This is a genomic window from Neorhizobium sp. BT27B (assembly GCF_050455485.1).
Taxonomy (GTDB): domain Bacteria; phylum Pseudomonadota; class Alphaproteobacteria; order Rhizobiales; family Rhizobiaceae; genus Neorhizobium.
In genome coordinates, this window is sequence record NZ_JBCIYT010000025.1 from 1 (window position 1) to 25,987 (window position 25,987).

The window sequence follows — 25,987 nt, forward strand, 5'->3', positions numbered from 1 at the left end:
CATGGCAATCTCCTTTCAAGGAGATTGAATCACACACCGCCAATAAAATGAACCCGGTTTATGGGGACACTGCCTAGGGTGCAGCCGTGCCGTCAGCACGAATTTTAGTGGTGAGCGCGAGCGCCAACGCCAGGATGCCAAGGAGGTAAAACGGCCAACGGGCCGCCCCCGTCATATCGAACGTCAGCGGCAGGAGGATCATCGCGACCCCGAACAATGCATCGAGCATCAGGTGGAAGCGAATGCGCAAGAAGCGTATGGCTCCGAGTTCGTAATCTGTCATAGCGCTGTAGATGAGAACGAACACACCCATCGCGATCAGTGCGATTTGCACAGCGCCTTCTTCTCCCAGTAAAAACGAGAGAGCGAAGACGAATACCCCGACGAGGTAATCAGCAAATCCATGAACGGTTGTTGGTATAACGCGCACCCCATCCTCCAGCCTACAATTGAGGATTGAACACTAGAAGCAGAGCTTTGTTCCGGCCGCCTCGCCGAACAGCCAAAGAAGCAGCCCGCCACGACGTGCTTTTTAGACTGATTGGGCGCTGATCGGGAAGCACATCTTCGTCATGCAAGAGCTGGACGAGACGCCGCCGTCTTGGGATGAAATGTGCTCAGTCAAATACAACGAGCCTGCGGAAACATTTCCATAAAGACTGCGTTCTTATCTCGCCATGAAGCCGAGGTGAACGTTGTCCAGTCCAGTGCAGTCCAAAATTGAAGCCGATCTTCCCGCTGCGGCAACGAAACAGGGAATGCTTGACCGAAAGGAGCTGTCGGCATTTGCTTTCCAGCGAACACGGATGCCTATGGTCGTTTCCGATGCCCGGCAAGACGACTACCCGATCGTCCTTGCAAATGACACGTTCCTAAACCTGACCGGCTACACCGCCGAAGACATCCTGGGCAAGAATTGCCGCATTTTGCAGGGAGAGGCGACATCAAGAACCGCAGTCGCCCAGATCGGTGCGGCTATTGCGCAGCAGCGTGATCTAACAATCGAAATCCTGAATTATAAAAAAGACGGGACGCCATTCTGGAACCAGCTTCACGCGAGCTCGATCCACGATGAGCTCGGCGAACTTGCCAACTATTTCGCTTCACAAGTCGACGTCACCGACTATCGACGGATACAAACATTAGAAGAAGCAGAACACCGTCTGCTTCTCGAGGTCGATCATCGGAAGAAAAATGTTCTAGCAGTCGTCGACAGCATCGTGCGTCTTTCGAAATCGGACAATGCCGAAAGTTACGCAGCTTCTGTGCAGCAGAGAGTGCAAGCTTTGTCGCGCACCCACATGCTGCTGGCTGAAAAGGGCTGGCAGGAGGTTGAGCTGTCCGAAATCGTTCGCACGCAAGTCGAGGTATTCGGCAGCAGTGCCATTGAGATCAATGGGCCGCTCGTCATGGTTCCCGCTTCTGCCGCGCAACCTCTCGGCCTGGCGATCCATGAGCTCGCCGCCAATGCAGCTGTTCATGGAGCACTCGCACGGCGGCAGGGCAGATTGCAGATCAGTTGGTTGCCGAACGATACTGGCTTGACGCTTATGTGGCACGAGGTCGGGGGCACCGACCTTAGGGGTGAGCCCGCTCGGGGTTTCGGAAACGTACTACTCAGCGCCGTGGTGGAGAAGCAACTCGGGGGCCACATCACCCGGCATTGGCGCGACGATGGTCTTTCGCTGGTCATAGAGCTACCCTCGCTGAATCGAGTGGGACGCGCGATGCGATCCCAGCCGTGAGGGTTATGTCGTTCATTTGTGGAGGACCAACGTTTGCGTATCATTCGAGATAACGGGCTTACCATCGTGTTGCTGGTGCTGTCGCTTTCAACGATCGCAGGCATGCTTCTGACTGGCTGGAACGTCTATAACGAACAACTGTTGGAACACGGATCGCAACAGATCGACCTCGCGAGCTATGCCCTGTCTGGCCACTTCCTGTCGGCGATCTTTGAAAACTGGGAGAGCGAGTTTCTCCAGATGTCGGCCTACGTGATGCTGACGGCGTTTCTTTTTCAGCGCGGTTCCGCTGAATCCAAGGACCCGGACGAACCCGCCTCCCAGGATCAGGACCCGAAAGACAGGCAGCACGATGTCGAGGCGCCATTGCCGGTACGGATTGGAGGTTTCGCGCGCTCGGCTTATTCGTATTCCCTCGGGATAGGGCTGGCGCTGCTGTTCGTCTTGAGCTTCGTGCTTCATCTGCGATATAGCGCAGTGGACGCCAATGCCGAAGCGGTCATGCATGGGCAAACGCCGGTCTCGTTGCTTGACCATCTCGGCAGCGCGCAATTTTGGTTCGAATCGTTGCAGAATTGGCAGTCGGAATTCCTCTCGACGGCAGTTCTGGTCGTCCTGTCGATCTTTCTTCGTTTCAAAGGCTCGCCGGAGTCGAAACCGGTCGCGGCGCCTCACTCGGAAACTGGTAGCTGAAGATGTACTTTTCCACGAAATCAACTACATCTCGCACAAGATAACATGTGCGGGTGACGGCGATTTCAAATTTCCCATTTTCAGATGTCAGCGGCGTTGTTGTTGAACTCCTCCGTGATTTTTCATGGGCCGGCACGGCTTTGGGGCCAATATCTGGATGGCCTGCCGAGGTTAAGGCCACCGTCTCGCTGATCCTGCGCTCCAACGTCCCCATGGTGACGATGTGGGGAGAGCCAGGCGTCATGATCTATAACGACGCCTATGCTGAACTCGCTGGCGCGAAACATCCGGGTCTTCTGGGATGCGAGGTCCGCACCGGATGGCCAGAGGCTGCGGATTTCAACGACAATGTCATGCGCGTCGTCCTGGCTGGAAATAATCTTGCCTACCGGGGACAGGAGCTGACCTTGGACCGCAAAGGCCAGCCGGTTCTCGCCTGGTTTGACCTCGACTACTCACCGATCGTCGGATCGGGGGAATTACCGATCGGCGTTCTCGCGGTCGTGATCGAAACGACGGAAAAAGTTCAGGCTGCCCGCTGGCGCGACAGCGAGCGCGACCGCTTGCGATACATGTTCGAGCAGGCGCCTGGCTTTATCGCGATGATGCGTGGCCCCGACCACGTCTTCGAGCTTGTCAATCAGGCTTATCTGCGGCTCGTCGGAAACCGGGACGTGATCGGTAAACCCGCTCGCCAAGCGTATCCCGATCTGGAAGGACAAGGCTTCTTCGAACTGCTCGATCAAGTCTACACCACCGGCACCCCTTATGTGGCATCAGCAGTTCCGATCACGTTCCAGACGCACAAAAACAGCCCGCAGGCAAAACGGGCGATCGACCTCATCTACCAGCCGGTCCGTGATCCCGACGGGCGGATTGTCGGCGTCTTCGCGCAGGGCTCGGACGTGACGGATCGCGTCGAGGCCGAGCAGGCGCTTCTGGCAAGCGAACAACAGAGCCGCCAGATTATCGATAGTGCCATTGATTATGCGATCATCGCGCTCGACCTTGACGGAAGGATACTTCGCTGGAACGACGGGGCCAGGCGGACGTTCGGCTGGACAGAAGCCGAAGTCGGCGGTCTCTACTGGGAAATGCTGTTCACGCCGGAAGATCGCGCAGCCGACAAACCGAAAGAAGCCATGGACGCCGCGCTTGAGTTCGGTGAGGCGCATCACGATCGATGGCATCTTCGTAAGTCTGGCGAGAAATTCTGGGCCAATGGCGAGATCCGGCCGCTCCGCGATGGGGCCGGGAACGCGATCGGACTTGTCAAGGTTCTCCGGGATCGCACCGTCGAGCATCTGGCCGGCGAGGCTTTGAAGGAAGCGGAAGCCAGGCTGCGACGGGCACAGCAGGCCGGGGGCGTAGGTGTCTTTTCCCTCAACCTCGAGGACGACGTTCTCACGCCGACGCCTGAATTCTGCAAAATCTATGGGCTCGGAGACGTCGGAGCGATCCCGATCTCCAAGATCCAGGAATTGGTGGTTGCCGAAGATCAAGAGGTTGCCTCCAACCCGGAGACACGCAAGGACGGCACCTCTCCCCTTAACGTAGAATACCACATCCGCCGCGCCGACACGGGCGACATTCGCATCATCGCTCGCCGAGGCGAATTCGAACGCGATGATCAAGGAAATCCTGTTCGTTTTGTCGGCGTCGTTCAGGATGTCACTGATCGCCGAAAGGCTCAGCAGGAGCTTCGCGACAGCGAGGCCCGCTTCCGTGCGCTGATGCAGGCTCTCCCCAATCATGTCTGGACGGCACGCCCTGACGGCCAGCTCGACTGGTTCAACGAACGCGTCCAGGACTACTCGGGACTGACGCATGACGAGCTGCACGGCGAGGGTTGGGCGCGGATGGTCCATCCCGACGACCTTGCGTCGACGGCTGAAAAGTGGGGGGAAGCGCTTGGTGCTGGCGGAACCTATGAGACGGAGTTCCGCCTGCGCAACAAGGACGGACATTATCGCTGGCACATAGGCCGCGCCGTTCCAATCAAGGACGATCAGGGCGCAGTGCTGCGCTGGATCGGCACGAACACCGATATCGAAGACCAGCGGGCAGCGAGGACGAAGCTTGAGGAGTTGACGCAGACCTTGGAGCACAGGGTGGCCGAACGAACCGCTGACCGGGACCGCATGTGGCGCCTGTCGACTGATATCATGCTCGTTGCGGACTTCGAGGCGACCATCAGTGCGATCAACCCTGCCTGGACATCCATCCTGGGTTGGCGAGAAGATGAACTCATCGGTCAGTCGTTCATGGATTTGATCCATCCTGACGATTTCGACTCTACGATGGAGGAAGTCGGCAAGCTTGGGCAGGGCGTCACCACCTTCAAGTTCGTCAATCGCTACCAGGCCAAGGATGAAAGTTACCGTGTCATCTCATGGACCGCTGTCCCAGACGATCGCTTTATTCACGCCGTCGGCCGCGACATCACCGAGGAGCAGGAAGCAGCTGCCGCGCTGAAGAGAACCGAACTTGCTCTCCAACAGTCGCAAAAAATGGAAGCGATCGGCAATTTGACCGGCGGCGTCGCACATGACTTCAACAACCTGCTGCAGGTCGTCGCCGGCAACCTCCAACTTCTCAGCAAGGATCTCGCCGGAAACGAAAAAGCACAGCGTCGCGCCGCCAACGCACTCGAAGGGGTCAACCGTGGCGCCAAGCTGGCGTCTCAGCTTTTGGCCTTCGGTCGCCGGCAGGCGCTTGATCCTCGCGTCGTCAATGTCGGCCGCCTCGTGCGCGGCATGGACGACATGCTTCGCCGCACCATCGGCGAGGGCGTCGAGGTCGAGACCATCGCCTCCGGCGGTCTTTGGAACACGCTGGTCGATCCGATGCAGATCGAGAATGCTTTGTTGAACCTTGCGATCAATGCCCGTGATGCGATGGAAGGGTTTGGCAAGCTCACCATCGAGGTCGGCAACGCTTACCTTGACGACACCTATGCTCGCCTCCATCAGGAGGTCGATCCCGGGCAGTATGTCGTAATCTCCGTCACCGATACCGGAAGCGGCATGTCGCCCGAGGTTATTCAAAAAGTGTTTGAACCTTTTTTCTCTACGAAGCCGGAGGGGAAGGGAACCGGGCTTGGGCTTTCCATGGTCTATGGCTTTGTCAAGCAGACCGGCGGCCATGTGAAAATCTATAGCGAACTCGGTCTAGGCACGACGATCAAGATGTATCTTCCGCGATCCACCCAGGAGGAAGATCTGGAGGTAGTCCGGTGGGACATGCCTGTAGAAGGCGGCCAGGAGACTATCCTTGTGGCCGAGGACGACGAGGGCGTCCGTGCGACCGTGGTCGATCTCCTTCAAGAGCTGGGTTACCGCGTCCTGAAGGCCCCGGATGCCGCGTCCGCGCTGACGATCATCGAAAGCGGCATCGCCATCGACTTGCTGTTCACCGACGTCGTCATGCCCGGGGCACTCAAAAGCGCAGACCTTGCCAGAAAGGCCAAGGAGCGCATGCCGCATATCGGCGTGTTGTTCACCTCCGGCTATACGGAAAACTCCATCGTTCACGGCGGTCGGCTGGATCCGGGCGTACAACTTCTCTCAAAGCCCTACAGCCGTGAGCAACTCGCTCACAAGATCCGCCATGTCCTCAATAACCGCCAACAGAGGGATCTTGCCGTTGGCCACCTCGCGACACAGACGCCAGCAAGCGACGAGACGAAGCCGAGCGAGCGTCAAGATGCCAAGGCCATATCCATCCTTCTTGTCGAGGATGAGCCGCTGATCCGGATGTCGGCCATGGATATGCTTGCTGAAGCAGGTTATCGGGCCCGTGAAGCTGGATCCGCCGAGGAGGCGCTGGTGCTTCTGGAACAGGAGGCCGCTGATATCGTCCTGACCGATCTTGGACTGCCCGGAATGAGCGGTGAGGAATTGTGCCACGAGGTCAGAAAGCGTTGGCCTCAGATCGCAATCATCTTTGCGACCGGTATGAATGCCGGTCCAGCGTTGGATGATAATGCGCGGACCGCTCTTTTGCGGAAGCCGCATGGTATGGAAGAGCTGTTGGCAGCAATCGCACAGGTCTTAAAGGGCCGTTAGCGCCATCCGAGCCACGACTAAAGCTATCGTCAGCCATTCGTGTACAGAGTTAATCCGCCTGGGCGGCGTCAGCATAAGTTTTGTATTGCAGCTTCCTTAGATCGCCTTCGAAGCTGACAATGAGGCCCTCGCGGCGGTATTCCAGCGCAACCTCCCCAAGGCCCTGAAGGGTGGACGTGATGAGGCGGCTTCCAAACCCCTTCCTCTTCGGCGGATCGATCTCCGGTCCGCCACTTTCAGCCCAAAAGAAGGCCATCCTTTCGATACCATCGCGCCGCGCAACCGACCAAGCGACGTCGACGGTCCACGCCTCAGCCGACAACGCACCGTATTTTGAAGCGTTGGTGGCGAGCTCGTGCAGCACCAGAGAAAACGCCAGCGTGGCCTGTGGACCGACTTCGACCAAAGGCCCGTGCATCTGGAACCGATTGGATGCATCGATGCCCAAGTTCGTCGCCGTGGCTTCGACAATGGCGGCCATTGTCGAAGCCAGCCAGTCACGCTGCAGAAGGATGTCGTGGGCCTTTGAATATGCCGTGAGCCTAGCCGAGATCGACGCGGCTGCACCTTCCAAGGTGGAGGAATTGCGGAATGTCTGGTGGTGATGGCCTGTACCACCGAGAGCGTGTTCTTCATGCGGTGGCTAAGCTCATGCATCAGCACGCGCTGTCTCTCCTCCGCTTCACGCTGATCGGTGCGATCGCGCAGGATCTTGAGATAGCCCTCCACGGCGCCATCCTCCGAACGCAGGGCCATCATCTGCCCCGAAGCCCAAAAGAGACTGCCGTCTTTCTTCAGATGCCAGCGTTCGTCGGCCCCGCTGCCTTGATCAAGTGCGGCGGTCATCTCCCGTTGCGGGATCCCGTCCTGCTTGTCCTGGTCGGTGAAGATGATCGCGGCCGGCCCACCGATGACTTCCTCAGGTGTCCAGCCCAGCACCCGTACAGCGCCTTCGTTCCAGCTCGTCACCAGGCCGTCGAGATCCAGCGAGATAATGGCGTACTCGATAGCACTCTGCAGGATGGCGTCCAGGAAGCGTTCGCGAGCCCTGGTGTTTCTGGGCTGGGTGTCGTTCATTGATACCAAGGATTCGAAGTGACCGGTGGGGCGAATTTATCATAGCCGGTGCCAGCTCGCGCGGGCAAGACCATCATCGAAGCGAATGCCGTGCGCGGGCCGAAGCTTTGTTACCGGAGCTCGCACCTTATTCCAACCCAACCTTAGTACGTCGCGTTCCTAACAATGCCTGCGCGTGTCCGGCACGTGGAGGACCGACGCCTAATTCACCGGCCGCATGCCGTGGACCAGCTAAGGAAAGGGTCTCGGGTCCGTCCTCAAGGCAATTCAATGTCCGTCATCGTCACCCAATTGCCGGTGGGCGGTGGCGACTGAGAGTTACCACGCTCCCGCCAGCCAGAATGGGGAGCACTCTCATGCTTCAATCAATTGGCATGCAGCCTGGATTGTCAGATATCCTGCTGGAACGAGCCAGCCGCTACACACCCGATCCCGTCAAACAGACCAAGCTTGCAGATCGCACGATCGCGGCCGCCCTCGACAACATCGATTTCATCGACGACCCTTACCCCGAGTTGGCGCTCTACACCGCCATGCATCGCCTGGCGCGCGAAGATGCGCTGACCGATGCAAAGCCCGCCGCTGAAAGCGACGGGCAGGGTTGAGACTGCGTGAGAATCACGGGGGTCAATCTCCGCGTCCGGATATGCTTCGGCTTAACAGAAGACAATCGCGCTTTAGGCAGAGCTACTATTCCTCTTTGGCAGGGGAACCATGGACAACTTGTCAGGTTTGCTTCGGAATGATGGAGGAACCATGACAAGGTATTATTTCAATTATCGGATAGGCGGCTTGTTGGAACAAGATCCGGATGGAAGCGAGTTGCCAGACGATGAAAGCGCGTTGGAAGAAGCCAAGTCCGCTGCAAGAGAACTGCTTGCGGCAAAGGTACTCAAAGGCGACATTGTTGACGGTGACGTGTTCGAGATCACAACAAGCGACGGCACCATCGTGGAAACTTTGCCGCTTCGCTCCGTGCTGACGCTTACGTGAAGCGGAAGCGACCGATTTCGTGTATTCGGAACTACGGGCGCACGGTTGTCGACACCACAATCTGGGCTTTGTCGCTCGTCGTCGTCATTCTGATGGGTTGCTCCGTAATCCTGGATTGGTAGGCCAGTATCATCGCGATGCTCGATCAAGCCCGGCCGACAGATAGTCCCGTTGCTCGATCGGCGCGGGGGATTGGACCGGCTGCGAATTTTCCCCCACGTAAACACGCGAAACCGGCTGCGGGGCCTGCGAATGTATCGCGGCCACGGTCCCGCCCATACAGAGCAACAGCAGGGTAACCACCAGGCCAAGACCCGATGAAGATTCTGATTTTCCGTTGTATCTCATGGCTTTGCTCCTTTCGTCACAAATGGACAAAGTGGCTTTTGGTTGCATCCAGATGGCTGCGGTCGAGAGATATCCCTAATTTAGGAACGATCTCTCCACCTGCGGATTACTCTGGCGGACGACGGAGAACCTATGGACGACAAGACGCTTACCGTTCCTGTGATCGAAGAAGAGATCACCGTCGAAAAGACGGAGGTTTCCGATGGTCACGTAGAGGTCCGCACCTGGACCGAGCTTGAGAAGGGTACGCTGGATTTCGACCTCGTCCGCGAGGATGTCGAAATCGAACGTATTCGGCTGGATCAAATCGTCGATGCCCCGCCAGCCGTCCGGACGGAAGGGGAAACTACGATTGTCCCGATCCTTGAAGAGCGCATCGTCATGACAAAGCAGCTCGTTCTGGTCGAGGAGATCAGGATGACAAGACGCTCCAGAGTCCAATCCCACAGCGTCACGACCGAACTGCGCAAACAGCGCGTCTCGATCGAACGTAACGAAGAAGAATGAACGCCAAGGAGAGAAACATCATGGCCGACATCTACAACGACACGAACGCATCGTACGCCTCTGGTTCCGACAACAACCTGACCGCTTTCTTCGACAGCCGCAGCGAGGCGGAGCGGGCCGTCGAACGCTTGAAAGAAGCTGGCGTACCTTCGTCCTCGATCCGGTTCATGCCGGGCTACGAGGCTGATGGTGACACTGTATCGACCGCTACCAAGGAACCTTCCGGCTTCTGGGCACGCCTCGAGAACTTCTTCTTCCCTGACGATGACCGGGCAACCTATGCAGAGGGCCTCAGCCGCGGCGGTTATCTGGTGTCGGTCGCTGGGCTGACAGAAGGTCAGTATCAGGCCGGCCACGATATTCTTGATGACGAAGGCTCGATCGACATCGATGAGCGCGCCGACCAGTGGCGCTCGGAAGGCTGGACCGCCACTTACGGTAACAGCAGCTCGTCGTCGACTACGGCCGCGACGACATCCACCTATGATGCGAACCGCGCCTCGCGTGACGACACCTTTAACGCCGGCGATCGGGAAACCATTCCGGTTGTCGAAGAAAACCTTCGCGTCGGCAAGCGCGACGTAAACTCTGGCTCCGTCCGCGTCCGGGCATATACAGTTGAGCAGCCGATCCGCGAAGACGTTTCGCTCCGCGATGAATCGGTGACCATCGAGCGCCATGCCGTCGATCGTCCCCTGACCGACGCCGATAATGCTTTCCGCGATCGCACAATCTCGGCTGAGGAGCATCATGAGGAGGCTGTGGTCTCCAAGGATGCCCGCGTGGTCGAGGAGATCGGTATTCGAAAGGAAGCTACCGAGCGCACCGAAACCATCAACGACACCGTTCGCAAAACTGAAGTCGAGGTCGAGGACGATCGCGACGGCAAGATCGGCCAGAGCCAGACGGGTTTTGGCCAGAGCCAGTCCTTCCGTCGGGACTGATCTATTATCAAACGATCGATCTAGGCCGGCGCTCTGCGTCGGCCTTTTCTAATTTAGGAACTTTCGATAATCCGGCGCATTCCTGAGCATCTTCATCTTAGCGGGGAGGCCTCGATGAACAGCTCCATACAAAACGATATTGCCGCCTATCTGCCTGCACTCCGGCGTTTCGCCTATAGGTTCTGCCGCAACGAAAACGATGCAGAGGACCTGGCCCAGGAAACTGTGATGAAAGCGCTGGGGGCCATCCATCTGTTCCAGCCAGGCACGAACCTCAAATCCTGGCTCTTCACCATTATGAGGAATCAGTTTTCGACGCAGTACCAGCGCAGCAAGCGCGTGGTGGTCGGGATTGATGAAGCGTCCGTAAATTTACCCAAGGCACCGCCATCGCAGGAATGGGTCATGCGCGGCCGCGATTTCGAGGTCGCATTTGATGGTCTCCCCACTCATCTCCACGAGGCTTTGCGTTTGGTCGCTATCGACGGCGCAAGCTACGAGGATGCCGCAAAATCTTGTAACTGCGCCCTCGGCACAATTAAAAGCCGTGTAAGCAGGGGTCGTGACCATTTAGCCTCTCTTATGGGAGACGACGTGCGGCACGCCGCATCGATCTGAGGATCAGAGCCAACAGTGCAGATGGTCCGGTTCATGACGGGAACCTAATGTCCTCCGCCACGTTTCTGCCGCAATCACAACGCTGTGAGCAATGAGGAAACAGCCATGACCGAACCAGTCACCGTCGCACAGCTGCATACGCGCAGCGCAGATCCCTACATCAATGCAGCATACAGCAAGGCGTCATGGGGCGCGATCTTCGCCGGTGTCGCTCTGGCGCTGACTGTCCATATCCTGCTCAATCTTCTGGGCGTCGGCATTGGCGCGGCCGTCATCGATCCGGCTTCCAACGACACACCTGCTGCAAGCACTCTGTCGATTGGAAGCGCGATCTGGTTCCTCGCGAGCGGCATCATCGCGGCTTTCGTCGGCGGTTATGTCGCAAGCCGCCTGTCGGGACGGCCGCTTCGTTCGACCGGATCCCTGCATGGTCTCGCGTCGTGGGCCGTTACGACGCTCGTCGTCGTATACTTGCTGACGACTTCGATCGGCGCGATCATTGGTGGCGCTTTCAGCGGCCTCGGCGGGATCGTTTCGAGCGTGAGCTCGACGGCTGCAACCGCGGCTACGACTGCAGCACCTTCGATTGCCACGGCTGCTGACCCCATGGCCGGCATTGAGCAGAGCATTCGTGACGCAAGCGGTGGCAATGATCCTGCAGCCCTGCGCGATACCGCTGTCGCCTCGATGAAGGCTATGCTGACGGGCGATCAGGCCCAGCTCGAGGAGGCTCGCACCCGTTCGGCCGAAGCCCTCGCTCGCGCTCAGAACATCCCGGTCGAGCAGGCTCGCCAGCAGGTTCAGCAGTACGAGACCCAGTATCGTCAGTCGGTGGAAGAGGCCAAGAAGCAGGCAACCGAAGCTGCTCAGGTTGCTGCAACGGCGGTTGCGACCGGCGCCATCGTCGCGTTCATCGCTTTGGCTGTCGGCGCAATTGCCGCCTGGATCGGCGGCGCGGTCGGTACGACCCACGTGACCCGCGACGACCACCTCTCCGCCACTCTGGACCGGTAAAGCAGCAAGGGCGCTCAAAGGCGTTCTCTTGGATAAAGTTGCCGGCACGACCAGATCGTGCCGGCATTATGTCAAGCTTTTACAGTTCAGGGCATCCGCGCTCGTTAGCAAAGGTGATGCGGTCGAGGCCGCGACGGGTCCTGCCTTCCACGACTACGGTACGGGACGTAACCCGGACAACTTGTGGATCGCGCAGTCCCTCGTCTCTAGCTGCCGCGCGAGCTTCACGCTCGCTGCAGCCGCCTCGACGGTCACGGCGATCACGATCGCGAATCTCCGGACGGATGCCGTCTGGTCCTACCCGAAGCTGATGATCCTGAGATTGCGCGGGAGTAGTCCCGACCATTGACGCCGTGCTAACTGCCAGGGCCATACCGGCCATTACGAAAAATCGGTTCATCGTTTCCTCCACTGCGCCGATTGCGCACCAGACAACTGCCTCCGAACTGACTTCGTTCCCACCTCCAAACGCCACCAAGACCACTCACTTGACACCCTAAACTGAAACGGCCGTCCTCAGGCGGCCGCTGGCAATAGAGGGGTCCTCGGCTTAAGCGGCTTTACCCTTGCCGGCTTTCCCCTTCACATTAGACGAAGCAAGCGCAAGTGCGGTAAGTTTCTTATCGGTAGCCTCTTCTTCCTCAAGGTTTTCATTGAGAAGGGGTACGACATCCGTCAAACCAAGCTGTTCGGCCCAAGCGATCAAAGTGCCGTAGCGGGCAATCTCGTAGTGCTCCACGGCTTGTGCTGCTGCAATCAGGCCAGCATCAAGCGCAGGGCTACCCTTGAACTCCTCCATGACCTATTCACCCTCGGCGATAATCCCCTGGATCGCCTCACAGGTTTTGCCGCGAGCGGGCTTGCCAAGGATCTCGAATATCTGCTTCAAACGATCGATCTGACCTTGCGTTTCCTCGCGATGCTGCAGAAAGCTGAAATTGAACACTGCGAATTTACAGCTCGAAGGCCTGATCATGGCAGTCGCCGAGCTTACGGAACTAGCGATCGAAAAGAACCTGTTCACGCACAAGGAAGTATCTGCCGCGTTGGCCCGGGCAGAGGATAATGTCCAGTCGGCCGAGCCTTCTAACCTTTCCGACGCGAACCAGGCAGCAAAACTCTTCCCTGTTAGGGTGCTACATCTCGCGAACCAAGCAGCACAGCGCGGTGAGCGTTTTACGTTTTCCGACTATGCCGAATTAGTCGGAAAACTCACCTGAAATTCAGCGGCTGGCTTTCGTAAGAGCGGCTGGCGTCCTCGATACGCTAACCGAACAACCATGCCTCGGCTTTCATACCATAGTATGGCTGAACTGGCGTGCAGGGCAATCGGGCAATTGGACACGCCCTTTGGGTCAAGCCTAAAACTCGTGCGCTCATGCCGCGCCTTTGCCACTCTAGAAGTGTATCGAGATCACACTCATCGGCTCGATTAGACATTTACGCTGACCCTGTCGGCTCATGTTGCATCACGAGGCGAGAACCGCTGCCTCCAGGGCAGCTCCGATGAATTCTTCACGCGCAACGAGAGGCGAGCTGTTTCTTTCGGCTGCACCTTCGCAGGCTTGCGAAGCGCGAGCGTAGTGAAGACCCCGATCGGCCGGCCATCTATACTGGAGCATCTCAAGGGCCTTGTCGGGTCCATCAACCTTTTCGCACGCTCCGAACCCGATGCGCACAATGACTGGGTGTGGCCAACGCAAAGGAATATATTGATTTTGCTTTTCCATGGCATTCCTCCCTTAATCGCTCCTCCGGCGACCTTCCTAAGAGTATATCATGTTTACGATGCCTGCAGCCTGAAATCAGTTTGCAGGCAGGAGCGTAATTGGAGTCTCAGCAGGCAGTTCCAAAACCGTGAAGGGCACCTTTTAGTTGTTAAGCGGCTGCCGGTTCGCGCGTTGGTGGTTGGGCCGTTTCAAGAGAAATTTGACCTCTCCAGCCATTTCTGCCCAAGCCGACCGTCATCGAACACACGGCATTGCCTCCCGATGATTTCACGATCGCAAATGGTTTGCCCTATTTTGAAACATTCGCTTTCAATTGCTGTGCAAATGCGTATAAGCTAACACTGTTTTAGCGCTTTATTATCGAGGGACATTCCGTGGACGACCTGAATTTTGATGAAGGCGCAAAGCTCCTGGCTGCTCTTGCCAACGATAAGCGGCTGCACATTCTGCAGATCATTTCTCGTGAAGAAATCGCCGTCGGCGATCTGGCGGACCGGGTGGGCCTCAGCCAGTCGGCGCTCTCGCAACATCTGGCACGGTTGAGGTCGGATGCCTTTGTAACCACGACACGCCAGGCTCAGAACATCTATTATTCAACAAGCCATCCGGGTGTGTGCCGCATGCTCGAAACACTGGATGACATGCGCGGCGGACACGAATAGCGGATCGGCGACCTAGCGAGTGCTCTAGTGAAAGAGCTTCGCCTCGGTGCGTTCCGCAGGGACGACTACCCCGACATACCGGACTGTATCGCCATTTAGGCGGGGAAAACCTCTGCCATAGCCAGTGACCGAGGTGTAATTACCTCTCACATCGCGAACCCGGTATGTTTCCTGTTGCGGACGGTTGGCAACGATACTGTCCCTTATTGTCTTCGCCAGCCTCGGCCGATCTTCCGGATGAACTCTCTTTAGGTAGCCCTCGATCGGAAGGCCGTTAGCTGTATCGGCAGCTTCCAGCCCGAACAGGGCCGCCAAGGCCCCGTCGGCATAGAGCGTGTTATCGGTTATGTCCCACGTAAAAAAGCCGACCTCTTCCGGCGCATCCTCGTCCACTTGAGCATAAAAAGTCCGGTCCAAACCCATCGCCAACCCCAATGTGATCAACCTGAATTAGGACGACGATAAATTATCGCAAGTAGTTTCAAGGTCTGATAACGGACAGAATCTCATCAGCATCAGGATGATTGGCATGTAGAGAGCGGGCATGATGATCGCGTAGGCGAGTAGGAAGACCGCCATCAGGCCACCTCCACCAAGCACAAGCCAAGTCCTATGACTGCTCCAACAACATTGAGGCACAAAGTTCCATAACCAGCCTTATGCGATATGTTATTGTAAGGGGGGTGGGTTCAAGGATGAAGTGCGACTTGCGAATGATACCAATGGGTTGTCACTCGCAAGGAAGCTGCAATGAAACGCACCTACTCCCATATCGACATGGATGAACGTCGCGTTATTGCGCGTTGGAGAACAGCCGGACTGAGCGTTGAGCTGATCGCTGAGAAGCTGGGCAGGCATCGCTCAACAATATTTCGTGAGATCAGCCGCAACACCTTCACCGATGCCGAGTTTGTGGACCTGAACGGCTACTACTGCGTCACGGCACATGACATGGCATGTGAGCGCCGCGCCAAGTTGAGGAAGCTGGCGCGGTTCTCCAATGTCAGGCAGTCCGTCATCGACCGGATCATCCATGGTTGGTCGCCGCAGCAGATCGCCGGCCGAATGCGGCTGGAACGGCATCCTGTCTCGGTGAGCCACGAGACGATCTACAAGTTTGCGTATTCTGCCGATGGTCAGGCGATCAAGCTGTGGCGACATTTGCCTGAACATCGTGCCCGCCGCAGACCGCGTCATGCCAGACGCAAGCATGGTCAAAGGTTTAGCCCGGAACTCAACATTCTGCACCGCCCCGATACTGTCGCTGACCGAAAGCAGTTCGGGCATTGGGAATGCGATCTCATTCAGTTCCGCAAGAAGTTCGGAAAAGCCAATGTGACGTCGCTCATCGAACGCGTGAGCCGCTTTGCCATCTTCCTGCGTAACAATGATAGGCAGTCCCGGCCAGTCATGGATGGCCTCGTCCGGGCCCTGCAAGCCCTGCCCCATCTCGCGCGTCGCTCCATCACCTTCGATCGCGGCACGGAGTTCACCGACTGGCCTTATCTGCAGGCCAGTATCGGCACTCAGACCTGGTTCTGCGACCCGCAATCGCCTTGGCAAAAAGGCACCGTCGAAAACACCAACAGACGAGCGCGAAAATGGCTTTCGAGAGAGGTCGATCCAATGTCCGTGACCGACGCCAACCTGATTGAGATCTGCAACAGACTAAACGGAACGCCACGCAAATGCCTCGGCTATCGAACGCCGGCAGAGGTCTTTCGCAAGAAACTGCTCGCCCAAATGCGCTATGCTGGTTAGCTTGATCAAGCCCGCAAGTCGCGCTTCTGCATGAACTTACATACAGAGGAGCGAGCGCCTGACTTTTAAAGCAACTGCTATATATAGCCGCTGAGATTTAGGCCTTGCTAAGGTGTATAAGTTGCTCATCGCGAAAGCTTTTCGTTCGTTCACGTCTGCCCTCATCACCCTGAGCGTTGTACTCCTGTTTCCCGTACTGCTGGGATGGGCTGAGTATTCCAACTGGAGATCTCAGGAACTACGCATGGAAACAACGCTCAGGCAGACGGCTGAGGCGATAGCACAACATACTGACGACGTGATCGAAATGTCGCGTTTGCCATTGGCCAGCATGATGTCCGAAGTCAGTGACGGGATAGATGACAACAAAGTTCCCGATAGAATCAGGGCTGTAATCCGTCGACAAATGCGGGCATCCCCTACCCTCGACACGATCTCCTTCATAGACGCCACAGGTGCGATGGTGGCATCTTCAGCGCCTTCACCGCAAAACATGAGTTATACGGATCGGCCCTATTTCCAATTCCACCAGCAACGCACGTTCAAACTTTCTGTCGTCGGTGCGCCGGTCAAAAGCAGACTGTCCGGTGTCTGGGTGATCCCGATAACGCAACGGGTCGTACGGCCAGATGGAGAATTCGCAGGTGTCGTTGTCGCGACAATCCGGATCAATCACTTCATTGATTTCTTCCGGAAATTCGACGTCGGACCAGATGGTGCGTTCTTGATCATACGGGGAGACGGTGTCGTCTTGGCGCGAGGACCGGCACAGGAAAGCCTGTTCGGTGCAAATGTATCGCAACACGAATTATTCACGAAAGAATTGGCTGGCAGAACCGCCGGAGCCTATCATTACAATTCGCCCGTCGATGGTGAGGATCGGGCGGGAGGCTACTATCAAAGCCCCCGAACGGGGATTGTTGTGTTAGCATCTGCTGCAGAACGTGACGTCCTATACGACTGGATCAAGGAATCTCAAAGTCGGTGGGTATATGCGTGCGTGTTACTCGCTGTGATTATTGTGGCCGGCACCCTTTGGTGGCGACAACAAAGTCAAAGGCAGCGTAGCGACGCTATCATTTCGGCCCGCGAGGCCGAGTTCCGTTTGCTCGCAGAAGCATCGGGTGACGTGATCTCTCGTTTCGATGAGGACGGTGTACGAGAATACGTATCGCCTGCAGCTTCCACTATCCTGGGCTACCCGCCCGAACAGATTGTTGGCAAAAGTGTATTTGCTGGTCTCTCGACGGAGGCTGCCGCTATGGTGCGAGCTGCGGCAGATCGTTTACAATCCGGCTCGACACACGAGACGGTCCTGACGCCGCACCTCAAGCCGAGCGGCGAGGAAGTATGGCTGGAAACCGCGCTCAGTAAGATGCCCCCGAGCGCCGGAATACCAGGTTCCCAGATTGTCGGAGTTACGCGGGACGTCACCAGGCAAAAAAAGATGCACGATGAACTAGATTCCCTCGCGAAGATCGACGAGCTAACCGGCCTTTCCAACCGACGTGTCTTCAGCACTCGTTTTGACGAGATGATGAAGCGATCGGCCGCGAGTGGATCACCTATGGCCTTGCTGATGATCGATGCCGATCGGTTTAAGCTGTTTAACGATCGATATGGCCACGCTGCGGGAGACGATTGCCTCAAGAGCATCGCGCAAGTCGTGCGCTCGTGCGTACAAAGGACGGGTGATGTTGCGGCAAGATATGGAGGGGAAGAAATTGCTGTGCTTTTGAACGACACCAACGAGCATGGCGCCCTCCTCGTCGCTAGCGACATCCAGAAGCGCCTCGCGGACCTCTGTATCGTCCACGCGGATAACGCGCCCATGAACCATGCGTCGGTCAGTATTGGGGTTGCCGTCTATTCACCCGACCTCGCGCCAGAAAAGCCCGCACAATCGCTGTTTGCGGAAGCAGATGAAGCGTTGTACCGAGCTAAGACGTCGGGACGGAATATGGTCGTCAGATCCGCGGCTTCTTCTAAATTGTAAGCGGCAACAGTGCCGCGAGGTTCTCTCGAGGTATCGCACTGAAAATCGATCCTCTGCCCTGCAGCAGTAGCGAAAGCCAACACGTACTATTCGATGGCGGTACGCGCAGAGCCGATCTACCCTCTTCGCTCAGATAAGGCAGCCTAATTCTCACCATAAGAGTACTATTATTCCGCCGGAAAAACCGTATAAGCCACATCTATATTAGCGCGCTCCAAAAGGATGATCGCCGTGGACGACAGGGTATTTCAGGAACGCGCGACGCTGCTGTCTGCTATGGCCAACGATAAGCGCCTCCAGATTTTGCGGATTGTAGCCCGTCACGAAACGGCCGTGGGGGACTTGGCGCAGCTGGTCGGGCTGAGCCAGTCTGCATTGTCTCAACATCTTGCAAAGCTCAAGGCGGACGACTTTGTCACCTCTAGGCGACAAGCTCAAAACATTTATTACTCGACTGAACATCCCGGCATTTGCAGCATGCTGCAAACCCTGGAAGCGATATATTCCGAAGGTTGAGTAATTTTGGAGCCTATCGTGGTTTCTCTTGCCCATCGCTAATGGAAATCGAAACGTGAGCCAGTCGTTTCAGCTGGCACCACGACACCAACATATCTTAACGTGTCACCGTTGCGCCTACGAAATCCTCTACCATAGCCAGTGACCAAAGTGTATTCCCCGAGACTGTTCCGAACTCGGTAAGTTTCCTGTTGCGGCCTATTAGCGACAATGCTGTCACGTATGGTTTTTGCCAACCGCGGGCGATCGTCGGGATGTACTCTCTTGAGATAGACCTCGATCGGCAATCCGTTGGCTGTGTCTTCAGCTTCTAGCCCGAACAGCTCAGCGAGTGCCCCGTCGCCGTATAAGGTGTTATCGGTAATATCCCACGTGAAGAACCCGATCTCTGCCGGCGCCTCGTCCTTCACATCAGCTGAAAAAATTGTATGCTCGGATTCCATTGACCGCTCCCCCATCCACTCGAGTTAGCGTCCGGAAATAGAGTGGCAAGTCTCAGGAGTTCTGTATCCGCGGTACGTCAATACTGAATCGTGGCGCATCTCGTCCTGAAATGTCGGTCTACGCCGTGAAGATCGCGCGTGAAAGAGGGCTGCAGGGCGGCTGCAGCCCTCACGCCTCAGCTCTGGACGAACGCCAGTAGATCGGCGTTCAGCACGTCTGCATTGACGGTCAGCATTCCATGCGAGAAGCCTGGATAGGTCTTCATTGTACCATGCTTCAGGAGCTTGACCGACTTGTGTGCCGATTCCGCGATCGGGACGATCTGGTCGTCTTCGCCGTGCAGCACGAGTGTCGGCACGGTGATGGCCTTCAAGTCTTCCGTCTGGTCAGTTTCTGAGAAGGCCTTGATGCCGTCGTAGTGGGCCTTCGCACCACCCATCATACCTTGGCGCCACCAATTCTGGATCACGCCTTCATGAACTTTGGCACCGTCACGGTTGAAGCCGTAGAACGGGCCAGCGGGCACGTCGCGGAAGAACTGCGCACGGTTGGCGGCAAGTGCGGAACGGAAGCCGTCAAAGACTTCCATCGGCAATCCCTCCGGATTGCTGTCGGTTTTCACCATCAGCGGCGGTACCGCGGAAACTAGCACAGCCTTGGCGACGCGTCCGGCCTTCTGACCATGCTTGGCAACGTAATGAGCGACTTCGCCGCCACCAGTCGAGTGGCCGATATGAACCGCGTTCTTCAGGTTTAGGTGTTCAACGACCGCAAATGCATCGGCCGCATAATGGTCCATGTCGTGACCGTCAGCCACCTGAGCGGAGCGACCATGTCCACGACGATCATGGGCGACAACACGAAAACCCTTAGAGACGAAGAATAGCATCTGAGCGTCCCAGTCGTCAGAGGACAGCGGCCAGCCATGGTGGAATACAATCGGCTGAGCGTCTTTTGGACCCCAATCTTTGTAGAAAATTTCAACGCCGTCTTTGGTGGTAACAGTAGCCATCGTCATGTTTCCTTCGGTAGCAGTGTGAGACGCAGCGTCGGCAACCATACCAAACGCGGTTGGAAGCGTCGCGTACGCAGCGGCAGCCACGCCGGAAAGCAGCGCGCCGCCGCGGGTGAATGGGGGCAAAGTCTGGGTCATTTCGCGTCCTGCGATTTAAACTTTGCGTTTTGCAAAGTCTCGAGCCGGCCCCTTATCGCGATCGATCACCAGAGTTTCTTGGACGAAAGTCACGCGTCTTGGAAAATTTTGATCTTTCGAAGGAGATTTGTTTTTTAACTAGACGTGCGCCGCCACTGGACAGGCGTCATCCCGACGTGGGCTGTGAACGTCCGGGTAAGATGTGACTGATCACAAAACCCGCATACGAACGCGACCTCGACGATCGTAAGGTTCGTCCGCCGAAGCAGTTCCTTTGCCTTTTCCACGCGCTTGAGAATAACCCAGCGATAAGGAGGGTAGCCGGTCGATAGCTTGAAGGCTCTGGTAAAATAGCCTCTGGACAGTCCGCAGGCTGACGCAACCGCGGACAATGGAAGGTCTGTCGCGAGGTTCTCTTCGAGCATCTCAATCGCTCGTCTTTTTTGCCACGGGGCAAGAGCGCCTTGGGGCGGCCTTCGCAGGTTTGTGCTACCGTAAGTCGCGCAAAGGTGAAAGGTAAGGATAGTCGCGATATGATCCTGGAAGAGACGGGTTGCTCTAACGGGGTTCTCTAAAACGGGAACACATGCACCCACCAGCCGTCGCACGACATCGTCTTCGATATCGCGCCCTGGTACGGCATGAAGTGTGTCGATATGCTTGCCCCCCAAATCCTCTTCGTACGCGTCTAGCGCCGTGCGGGGGATATGGAACCCTAGCCCATCGAACGGCGATCTCATGTCGGCCAGCCACAACCTGCGGTGATCGTAAATTGTGAAATTGCCGGCTCTCGAAACCCTCGTGTTCACCTTTTTCCCATCAACCCAAAGATCGCCATCGTAGTCTCGAAGATTGAATGCCAGGAAAAACGCATCTTCAAATGCGGGCGGATCGATAACACCGTGGCCAGGTGTCGCGCATGACAGCCTCGCCATGGAAATCTCGGACTTTCCGAAAATCGGAGCGATCACGATGTCGAGCTGTTTCGCACGGAAGAATTCCATGCTCTGGTTGGTGATCTTCAGGTTCTGCATCTGGCCCAAATATTGAAATTCTCACTAGGCAATCCATAGCTCACCTTTCGGGCACGGAACAGGTGAGCCAAAATGTGAGCGAAACCGGACTGACGAGCTGAGCGCTGTTGAACGCTTGAATGAAGCGCGTGACGTACCCAAGTGAACAGAGAAGGAACTTGAGGCGGTGTTTGTGGCTACGTTGGACATCTCGAAATCTTCAATGCAAGCTCTCGCGGCAATCAGCCACTTTCGTCACCAGCGGCGGCTGGCAAACTCTTGGGTGGTCGGTGACCGACGGCTGTCATCGGCGGCCGTGGCGAAGCTGGAGCACAAAAATCTTGTTCGCGAGCTCGCTTTCAACGGAGAACCAGCCCTCGTGCTGACCGATGAGGCCAAAGTGATCCTTTCACGCAACCGCCCGTAACCAGATGACCAGCTAGTTTGAAACCTTACCAAGACCCTCCGCGGCTGGGGAGGTCTCCCCCTTTCTTGTTGCCGCTCGCATGTTATGAAGGTTTCATCTAGCAACCAATACGCTCCGCCCCGGAACAGAATTCGTCCTGTCCAGTTTACTGCAAAACTTTGGAGGACGAACGTGGCTGCTCATCGTGCGCAATGGAAAGGGCATCTTAAAATCGGGGAGCTGAGCTGTGCCGTTGGTTTGTACACTGCTGCATCGACCTCTGATCGCATCAGCTTCCACATGATCAACGAGAAGACCGGGAACCGTTTGAAACGCGAATTCGTCGATAGCGAGACCGAAGAAGTCGTTGAGCGCGACAGCCAAGTGAAGGGTTTTGAGACTGGCAACGGCGATTATATCATGATCGACCCTGAGGAGGTCGCAGCCGTTATTCCCGACTCTGACAAAATGCTGGAGGCGGAGGCCTATATTCCGTGCGGCAAGATCGATGACGTCTACTTTGACAAGCCGTACTATCTAGTTCCCGTGGACGATGCAGATCAAGACGCGTTCACGAGTATGCGCGACGCCTTGAGCAAGACCAGCGCGACGGCAATCGCTCGGACAGTCCTGTTCCGCCGTATGCGCACTGTCCTAATCAGGGCCCATGGAAAGGGCATCATCGCAACGACGCTCAATTTTGACTACGAGGTCCGGTCTTCAAAAGAAGCGTTCAAGGACGTGAAGAAGATCAAGGTCGAGGCGGAGATGCTCGATTTGGCAAAGCACATTATTGGAACAAAGAAAGGCGAGTTCAACCCGGCGAAGTTCGATGATCGGTACGAAGCCGCCCTTGCTGCGCTGGTGGAAGCCAAAGCAGAAGGCAAATCTCTGCCGAAACCGAAGCCGATAAAGGTATCCAAACCGAACGATCTTCTGAAAGCCTTGCAGGAGAGCGTGGGCATGAACAAATCAAGAGCCAAGAAGCCGAAGGCCGCGAACGCCAATTCTGGAAAGAAGGCGACCAAATCCAAATCCACAAAAAGCCGGGCAAAACCCGCGCAGAAGAAAGCGAGCTAGTAGATGGCACAGCGTCGACCTTATTGGAGAGGCTATCTGAAGCTATCGCTCGTCACCTGCCCAGTCGCCATGACACCTGCGACGTCAGGTTCGGAGAAGGTACGTTTTCACACCCTGAACAGAGATACTGGCAACCGAGTTGTATCCCAGTACATTGACAGCGTGACCGGCAAGCCGGTGAGAGATGAGCACGAGGCAAAAGGCTACGAACGCGGCGAGAACGACTACGTCTTGCTGACGGATGACGATCTCGAAGCGGTGGAACTCGAAACGGTGCGAACGATCGACATCGAGACGTTCGTGCCTCGCGGTAGCATCGAATGGGTTTACCTTGAGACCCCTTATTACCTAACTGCCAACGACAAGATCGGCGACGAGGCGTTCGCTGTGATCAGACAAGCTATGGAGGCGGAGGACGTAGTCGGCATCTCCCGCGTGGTCCTTGGCCGTCGTGAGCGGGCAGTCGTACTAGAGCCTCGTGGCGAAGGCATCGTAGTTTGGGCCCTGCGCTTTGGCGATGAGGTGAGACCAGAGAAAGAGTATTTCGCCGGCATCGACAAGAACTCTGACGACAAAAGTGTCTCAGCGCTGGAGAAGGTCATAACAAAGGGATTGAAGGACTGGTCTCCGGCGATGGTGTCAGACCCTATCCAGGAAAGTCTTTTGAAGCTCATCGACCAGAAGACGAAGGAGAAAAAGCCGCCGAAGAAGGCTGCGGCGAAACCGAAAAAAGACGATTCCGGGAATAGCAACGTCGTCAATATCATGGACGCCCTGAAGAAGTCGGTCGCGAAGGAGCTTAAATCGCGCCGAGCTGGATGAAACTCGCCTTGTACGATCGGCAACCTCATTTTGACGCATGACCCCATGTCGCGAGGGTGTCCTTGAAAGTCCGTGCCGAAAGTGAGCCCCTTGGTTACAGGCGAGATGTTCAACGAGCACGGACCACTCGCTAGGCTGGCCATGGTTATCGGTCTCACCCGGAACGATTCTCCGACGAGACGATTTATTCAACGAGTGGCAACGCCATTCGGCAGCCGTCCTCCTTAGAGGGTTTAGTAATGCGTAGCCGATCCAAACCGCTTCTCCGCGACGATCACGTGGCAAAATCGAAGCCACGAAAACAAAGAGACCCGGCACAACCCCAACTTCCCTTCGACAAAATGCCGGAGCGTATTGAGCCCGCCCTTGCTTTACTGAAGCCAAGCGCACCGCAGGGGGATCAGTGGCTCTTCGAACTTAAGATTGACGGCTACCGCCTTGCAATCCATATCGAGCCAAAAGGCGTGCGTATTTTGACCCGTGGAGGCCACGACTGGACTGACCGTTTCCCAACTATCGCCGAGGCGGCCCGTAAGCTTGGCTTCGGAACCGCCATACTGGACGGTGAGGCAGTGGTGTTGGACGCCGAAGGCCGCTCAGATTTCGGCGCACTTCAGCGATCGCTCGGCGGACGGGGTGGAAAACGCGCCTCAGCAGAAGCGGTCTTCTACGCTTTCGACCTCCTGTATTTTGACGGCCATCTTTTAACGAACGCCGAGTTGTCAGTCCGCCGTCACTTGCTCACCGACTTTTTGGACGATGGGGACGGCAGGATACGTCTGTCCGATGAGATGGATGGCGACGGCGACGAGTTATTGGCGGCGGCATGCGCCCATGGCCTTGAAGGGATTGTTGCCAAGAACCGGGATAGCCGATATCGCTCCGGCCGCGCTGGCGACTGGATCAAGATCAAATGCGTTCAGAGCGAGAGCTTTGTTATCATCGGATATGAGCGATCATCCGTCGCCCGGGGCGGCATCGGAAGCCTCCTGCTTGCAGCCAGGGACGGTACGGCCTTACGCCATGTTGGGTCCGTAGGAACTGGGTTCAAGGAGAAAGACGCCATGTCCCTTCGATCGACGCTCGACAAGCTGAAAACCGAGAAACCGGTCGTACCTATCGAAGGCAAAAACCTTGTGTTCGCTCAGCCCACGCTGATCGCCGAAATCGAGTTTCGCGGATGGACTGACGACGGAAATTTACGTCATGCGTCATACAAAGGCCTGCGAGAGGTCCAAGACAACGCAGACATCTACAATCTTGAAACCAAGGCCGCGGCTGGCCTCGGTTCTCAGGAAGTGAGCTGATGCTCAGGATGTTTTCGGAAACAACGGCGTGACGTTCGTTTCATCCGAAGAAGGCGAGCCAGTGCCCCGACGCCTCGCTACTGCTTCAACGTTACGGAGGACTTTCGCAAGTCCCTCGGCTTGCCGGTAGTAATCAGGCTTCTCAGGCAATGTCAGGTCGAATTGCTTGCTTAAACTTTCAATCAAATGCATCGCTCGGGCGGCAAGTCGGGCGTAGCCTTCAATCCTTCGCTCGAAAAACCCATCATGGTCGTTTTTTGAAAGATCCAGGCTGTCTAATGCGTTTTCGAGGTTGATCACTCTGTTCTCGAACCACAACATTTCATCACCCAGGTTTCCGCCGAGAAGCTGCCAGTCGACATCCTTTGGCAACGAAAGGACCGGCTCTGGAATGTGAAAGGCGAACTCAACCTGATCAGCCGGATTAAACTCCGGCACATCGTGAACTGCGGCGTAGCAAGACCCGACGTAATCATCAAGTGCGAGGACTGACAGCATTGCCAAGCTTCGAGCATCCCTCGCTTTTTTCCTCGGGCGAGAAAAGATTTGAACAATGCGTCCGACGAAGCCGGTTGCACCAAGAGCGTATCCCCCGGTGCGCGGCGACAATCAAGGTGAGACGTCTCATCCTGATCGTCGCGCTATACCCCGGCCCCAACCGCCGCACCGAAGATCATAAAGCCTTGCGTCGTTGTGAGAAAGTCAGCCAACAGATACCTCGTTCGTACTGGGAAACCTTGTGCAGGAATTAGTTTCCTTAGAGTCTGCTCCGGATCTGCGATTAAGCCAACTTCGGCTTTTGGGTGAGCCGCAATCTGAAGCTTCCAAGGTAAACCTGTCATATAAGATGTGGTGCCTGGCACGACCTTGCAAGGTCCGCAGAATTTACGCTGCGTTTGTCGGCTACTTATGGGTTGCGGCGGGATGGGTGCATGGCCCGAGCGTGAAAGAGGCCATAGAGGCTAAACCTTCGTGATGATCTGGTATTGATGCAGCAACTCAATCTCGTTCGATAGAGGTGGCTCGGTTTGTCTGAACGGCTTCGGGCGTTTCGTTAAGTGGATTTCCGCCTCGATTATGCCGCCACCATC

General features: G+C 56.5%; 26 protein-coding genes and 3 pseudogenes. 18 read left to right on the plus strand and 11 right to left on the minus strand.

Annotated elements, in window-relative coordinates; genetic code table 11:
* Positions 1 to 73 precede the first annotated feature (73 nt).
* Positions 74 to 430, minus strand: a complete 357-nt coding sequence (locus tag AAIH70_RS30305; protein WP_430037920.1) for an SPW repeat domain-containing protein — start codon at positions 428 to 430, stop codon at positions 74 to 76.
* A 265-nt stretch (positions 431 to 695) separates the two neighbouring features.
* On the opposite strand from AAIH70_RS30305, the gene AAIH70_RS30310 reads away from it, so the two are divergent.
* The 3 genes from AAIH70_RS30310 to AAIH70_RS30320 are packed head-to-tail and all read left to right on the plus strand — an operon-like array spanning position 696 to position 6,505.
* Positions 696 to 1,745, plus strand: a complete 1,050-nt coding sequence (locus AAIH70_RS30310) for an HWE histidine kinase domain-containing protein (RefSeq protein ID WP_430037923.1) — start codon at positions 696 to 698, stop codon at positions 1,743 to 1,745.
* 33 nt (positions 1,746 to 1,778) lie between these two features.
* Positions 1,779 to 2,438, plus strand: coding sequence for a DUF6766 family protein (locus tag AAIH70_RS30315; protein ID WP_430037926.1), 660 nt, complete (start codon positions 1,779 to 1,781; stop codon positions 2,436 to 2,438).
* A 47-nt stretch (positions 2,439 to 2,485) separates the two neighbouring features.
* A complete protein-coding gene (locus AAIH70_RS30320) occupies positions 2,486 to 6,505 on the plus strand; it encodes a PAS domain S-box protein (protein WP_430037929.1) in 4,020 nt (1,339 codons plus the stop codon).
* Positions 6,506 to 6,554: 49 nt separating this feature from the next.
* On the opposite strand, the pseudogene AAIH70_RS30325 reads toward AAIH70_RS30320, so the two are convergent.
* Positions 6,555 to 7,582 (minus strand): annotated as a pseudogene (locus tag AAIH70_RS30325) (HWE histidine kinase domain-containing protein).
* A gap of 356 nt (positions 7,583 to 7,938) precedes the next feature.
* Here AAIH70_RS30325 and AAIH70_RS30330 point away from each other — a divergent pair.
* The 6 genes from AAIH70_RS30330 (at position 7,939) to AAIH70_RS30355 (ending at position 12,006) form a co-directional block, all read left to right on the plus strand.
* Entirely contained in the window at positions 7,939 to 8,187 is a 249-nt protein-coding gene (locus AAIH70_RS30330; RefSeq protein ID WP_430037932.1) for a hypothetical protein, read from the plus strand.
* Between the two features lie 151 nt (positions 8,188 to 8,338).
* Positions 8,339 to 8,575, plus strand: a complete 237-nt coding sequence (locus AAIH70_RS30335; RefSeq protein ID WP_430037935.1) for a DUF6894 family protein — start codon at positions 8,339 to 8,341, stop codon at positions 8,573 to 8,575.
* Positions 8,576 to 9,055: 480 nt separating this feature from the next.
* The gene (locus tag AAIH70_RS30340; RefSeq protein WP_430037938.1) at positions 9,056 to 9,430 is read left to right on the plus strand and encodes a YsnF/AvaK domain-containing protein; all 375 of its coding nucleotides are present in this window, start codon (positions 9,056 to 9,058) and stop codon (positions 9,428 to 9,430) included.
* Positions 9,431 to 9,450: 20 nt separating this feature from the next.
* Entirely contained in the window at positions 9,451 to 10,374 is a 924-nt protein-coding gene (locus AAIH70_RS30345; RefSeq protein ID WP_430037940.1) for a YsnF/AvaK domain-containing protein, read from the plus strand.
* Positions 10,375 to 10,488: 114 nt separating this feature from the next.
* Positions 10,489 to 10,992, plus strand: coding sequence for a sigma-70 family RNA polymerase sigma factor (locus AAIH70_RS30350; protein ID WP_430037943.1), 504 nt, complete (start codon positions 10,489 to 10,491; stop codon positions 10,990 to 10,992).
* A gap of 105 nt (positions 10,993 to 11,097) precedes the next feature.
* Complete coding sequence (locus tag AAIH70_RS30355) at positions 11,098 to 12,006, plus strand: PhnA-like protein (protein WP_430037946.1); 909 nt, start codon at positions 11,098 to 11,100, stop codon at positions 12,004 to 12,006.
* Positions 12,007 to 12,085: 79 nt separating this feature from the next.
* Here AAIH70_RS30355 and AAIH70_RS30360 read toward each other — a convergent pair whose 3' ends face one another.
* Both AAIH70_RS30360 and AAIH70_RS30365 read right to left on the minus strand, forming a co-directional pair.
* Positions 12,086 to 12,388, minus strand: a complete 303-nt coding sequence (locus AAIH70_RS30360; RefSeq protein WP_430037987.1) for a hypothetical protein — start codon at positions 12,386 to 12,388, stop codon at positions 12,086 to 12,088.
* A 168-nt stretch (positions 12,389 to 12,556) separates the two neighbouring features.
* Positions 12,557 to 12,937: pseudogene (locus tag AAIH70_RS30365) on the minus strand (ferritin-like domain-containing protein); the annotation flags it as partial.
* Positions 12,938 to 12,944: 7 nt separating this feature from the next.
* Between AAIH70_RS30365 and AAIH70_RS30370 the strand changes: the two are divergent.
* Positions 12,945 to 13,226, plus strand: a complete 282-nt coding sequence (locus tag AAIH70_RS30370; RefSeq protein WP_430037949.1) for a hypothetical protein — start codon at positions 12,945 to 12,947, stop codon at positions 13,224 to 13,226.
* A gap of 249 nt (positions 13,227 to 13,475) precedes the next feature.
* On the opposite strand, the gene AAIH70_RS30375 is transcribed toward AAIH70_RS30370, so the two are convergent.
* The gene (locus AAIH70_RS30375) at positions 13,476 to 13,736 is read right to left on the minus strand and encodes a DUF982 domain-containing protein (protein WP_430037952.1); all 261 of its coding nucleotides are present in this window, start codon (positions 13,734 to 13,736) and stop codon (positions 13,476 to 13,478) included.
* A 374-nt stretch (positions 13,737 to 14,110) separates the two neighbouring features.
* Here AAIH70_RS30375 and AAIH70_RS30380 point away from each other — a divergent pair, with 374 nt between their 5' ends.
* Positions 14,111 to 14,398, plus strand: coding sequence for an ArsR/SmtB family transcription factor (locus AAIH70_RS30380; RefSeq protein WP_430037955.1), 288 nt, complete (start codon positions 14,111 to 14,113; stop codon positions 14,396 to 14,398).
* 24 nt (positions 14,399 to 14,422) lie between these two features.
* On the opposite strand, the gene AAIH70_RS30385 is transcribed toward AAIH70_RS30380, so the two are convergent.
* The gene (locus AAIH70_RS30385) at positions 14,423 to 14,821 is read right to left on the minus strand and encodes a PAS domain-containing protein (RefSeq protein ID WP_430037958.1); all 399 of its coding nucleotides are present in this window, start codon (positions 14,819 to 14,821) and stop codon (positions 14,423 to 14,425) included.
* A gap of 84 nt (positions 14,822 to 14,905) precedes the next feature.
* Positions 14,906 to 15,022, minus strand: a pseudogene (locus tag AAIH70_RS30390) (ubiquinol oxidase subunit II); the annotation flags it as partial.
* A 126-nt stretch (positions 15,023 to 15,148) separates the two neighbouring features.
* On the opposite strand from AAIH70_RS30390, the gene AAIH70_RS30395 reads away from it, so the two are divergent.
* The 3 genes from AAIH70_RS30395 (at position 15,149) to AAIH70_RS30405 (ending at position 18,671) form a co-directional block, all read left to right on the plus strand.
* Positions 15,149 to 16,159, plus strand: coding sequence for an IS30 family transposase (locus AAIH70_RS30395; protein ID WP_430037960.1), 1,011 nt, complete (start codon positions 15,149 to 15,151; stop codon positions 16,157 to 16,159).
* Between the two features lie 244 nt (positions 16,160 to 16,403).
* Positions 16,404 to 18,155, plus strand: a complete 1,752-nt coding sequence (locus AAIH70_RS30400; protein WP_430037963.1) for a diguanylate cyclase — start codon at positions 16,404 to 16,406, stop codon at positions 18,153 to 18,155.
* A 231-nt stretch (positions 18,156 to 18,386) separates the two neighbouring features.
* Complete coding sequence (locus AAIH70_RS30405) at positions 18,387 to 18,671, plus strand: ArsR/SmtB family transcription factor (protein ID WP_430037966.1); 285 nt, start codon at positions 18,387 to 18,389, stop codon at positions 18,669 to 18,671.
* A gap of 38 nt (positions 18,672 to 18,709) precedes the next feature.
* On the opposite strand, the gene AAIH70_RS30410 is transcribed toward AAIH70_RS30405, so the two are convergent.
* The 3 genes from AAIH70_RS30410 to AAIH70_RS30420 all read right to left on the minus strand — a co-directional run bounded on the left by AAIH70_RS30410 (position 18,710) and on the right by AAIH70_RS30420 (position 21,302).
* Positions 18,710 to 19,114, minus strand: a complete 405-nt coding sequence (locus AAIH70_RS30410) for a PAS domain-containing protein (RefSeq protein ID WP_430037969.1) — start codon at positions 19,112 to 19,114, stop codon at positions 18,710 to 18,712.
* A 176-nt stretch (positions 19,115 to 19,290) separates the two neighbouring features.
* Entirely contained in the window at positions 19,291 to 20,127 is an 837-nt protein-coding gene (locus tag AAIH70_RS30415; RefSeq protein WP_430037989.1) for an alpha/beta fold hydrolase, read from the minus strand.
* A gap of 275 nt (positions 20,128 to 20,402) precedes the next feature.
* Positions 20,403 to 21,302, minus strand: coding sequence for a helix-turn-helix domain-containing protein (locus AAIH70_RS30420; protein ID WP_430037991.1), 900 nt, complete (start codon positions 21,300 to 21,302; stop codon positions 20,403 to 20,405).
* Between the two features lie 172 nt (positions 21,303 to 21,474).
* Here AAIH70_RS30420 and AAIH70_RS30425 point away from each other — a divergent pair, with 172 nt between their 5' ends.
* From AAIH70_RS30425 to ligD, 4 genes are all read left to right on the plus strand, one after another.
* On the plus strand, positions 21,475 to 21,708 hold the full coding sequence (locus AAIH70_RS30425; RefSeq protein ID WP_430037972.1) for a hypothetical protein: 234 nt from the start codon (positions 21,475 to 21,477) through the stop codon (positions 21,706 to 21,708).
* A gap of 171 nt (positions 21,709 to 21,879) precedes the next feature.
* Positions 21,880 to 22,767 (plus strand): Ku protein, encoded by an 888-nt coding sequence (locus AAIH70_RS30430; RefSeq protein WP_430037975.1) that lies wholly within the window; start codon positions 21,880 to 21,882, stop codon positions 22,765 to 22,767.
* Positions 22,768 to 22,770: 3 nt separating this feature from the next.
* A complete protein-coding gene (locus AAIH70_RS30435; protein ID WP_430037978.1) occupies positions 22,771 to 23,589 on the plus strand; it encodes a Ku protein in 819 nt (272 codons plus the stop codon).
* Between the two features lie 239 nt (positions 23,590 to 23,828).
* The gene (gene ligD / locus AAIH70_RS30440) at positions 23,829 to 24,896 is read left to right on the plus strand and encodes a non-homologous end-joining DNA ligase (RefSeq protein WP_430037980.1); all 1,068 of its coding nucleotides are present in this window, start codon (positions 23,829 to 23,831) and stop codon (positions 24,894 to 24,896) included.
* A gap of 3 nt (positions 24,897 to 24,899) precedes the next feature.
* Here the strand turns inward: ligD and AAIH70_RS30445 are convergent, their stop codons facing one another.
* Positions 24,900 to 25,394 carry a hypothetical protein gene (locus AAIH70_RS30445; RefSeq protein ID WP_430037984.1) on the minus strand — a complete coding sequence of 165 codons (495 nt, stop codon included), beginning with the start codon at positions 25,392 to 25,394 and terminating at the stop codon, positions 24,900 to 24,902.
* Positions 25,395 to 25,987 lie beyond the last annotated feature (593 nt).

Coding starts and splice junctions, on each gene's coding strand:
- AAIH70_RS30400 (WP_430037963.1), top strand. CDS start 16,404: ATGGAAACAACGCTCAGGCAGACGGCTGAGGCGATAGCACAACATACT.
- AAIH70_RS30420 (WP_430037991.1), bottom strand. CDS start 21,302: ATGCAGAACCTGAAGATCACCAACCAGAGCATGGAATTCTTCCGTGCG.
- AAIH70_RS30435 (WP_430037978.1), top strand. CDS start 22,771: ATGGCACAGCGTCGACCTTATTGGAGAGGCTATCTGAAGCTATCGCTC.
- AAIH70_RS30345 (WP_430037940.1), top strand. CDS start 9,451: ATGGCCGACATCTACAACGACACGAACGCATCGTACGCCTCTGGTTCC.
- AAIH70_RS30375 (WP_430037952.1), bottom strand. CDS start 13,736: ATGGAAAAGCAAAATCAATATATTCCTTTGCGTTGGCCACACCCAGTC.
- AAIH70_RS30350 (WP_430037943.1), top strand. CDS start 10,489: ATGAACAGCTCCATACAAAACGATATTGCCGCCTATCTGCCTGCACTC.
- AAIH70_RS30340 (WP_430037938.1), top strand. CDS start 9,056: ATGGACGACAAGACGCTTACCGTTCCTGTGATCGAAGAAGAGATCACC.
- AAIH70_RS30410 (WP_430037969.1), bottom strand. CDS start 19,114: ATGGAATCCGAGCATACAATTTTTTCAGCTGATGTGAAGGACGAGGCG.
- AAIH70_RS30415 (WP_430037989.1), bottom strand. CDS start 20,127: ATGGCTACTGTTACCACCAAAGACGGCGTTGAAATTTTCTACAAAGAT.
- AAIH70_RS30330 (WP_430037932.1), top strand. CDS start 7,939: ATGCTTCAATCAATTGGCATGCAGCCTGGATTGTCAGATATCCTGCTG.
- AAIH70_RS30355 (WP_430037946.1), top strand. CDS start 11,098: ATGACCGAACCAGTCACCGTCGCACAGCTGCATACGCGCAGCGCAGAT.
- ligD (WP_430037980.1), top strand. CDS start 23,829: ATGCGTAGCCGATCCAAACCGCTTCTCCGCGACGATCACGTGGCAAAA.
- AAIH70_RS30395 (WP_430037960.1), top strand. CDS start 15,149: ATGAAACGCACCTACTCCCATATCGACATGGATGAACGTCGCGTTATT.
- AAIH70_RS30445 (WP_430037984.1), bottom strand. CDS start 25,394: ATGCTGTCAGTCCTCGCACTTGATGATTACGTCGGGTCTTGCTACGCC.
- AAIH70_RS30360 (WP_430037987.1), bottom strand. CDS start 12,388: ATGGCCGGTATGGCCCTGGCAGTTAGCACGGCGTCAATGGTCGGGACT.
- AAIH70_RS30385 (WP_430037958.1), bottom strand. CDS start 14,821: ATGGGTTTGGACCGGACTTTTTATGCTCAAGTGGACGAGGATGCGCCG.
- AAIH70_RS30335 (WP_430037935.1), top strand. CDS start 8,339: ATGACAAGGTATTATTTCAATTATCGGATAGGCGGCTTGTTGGAACAA.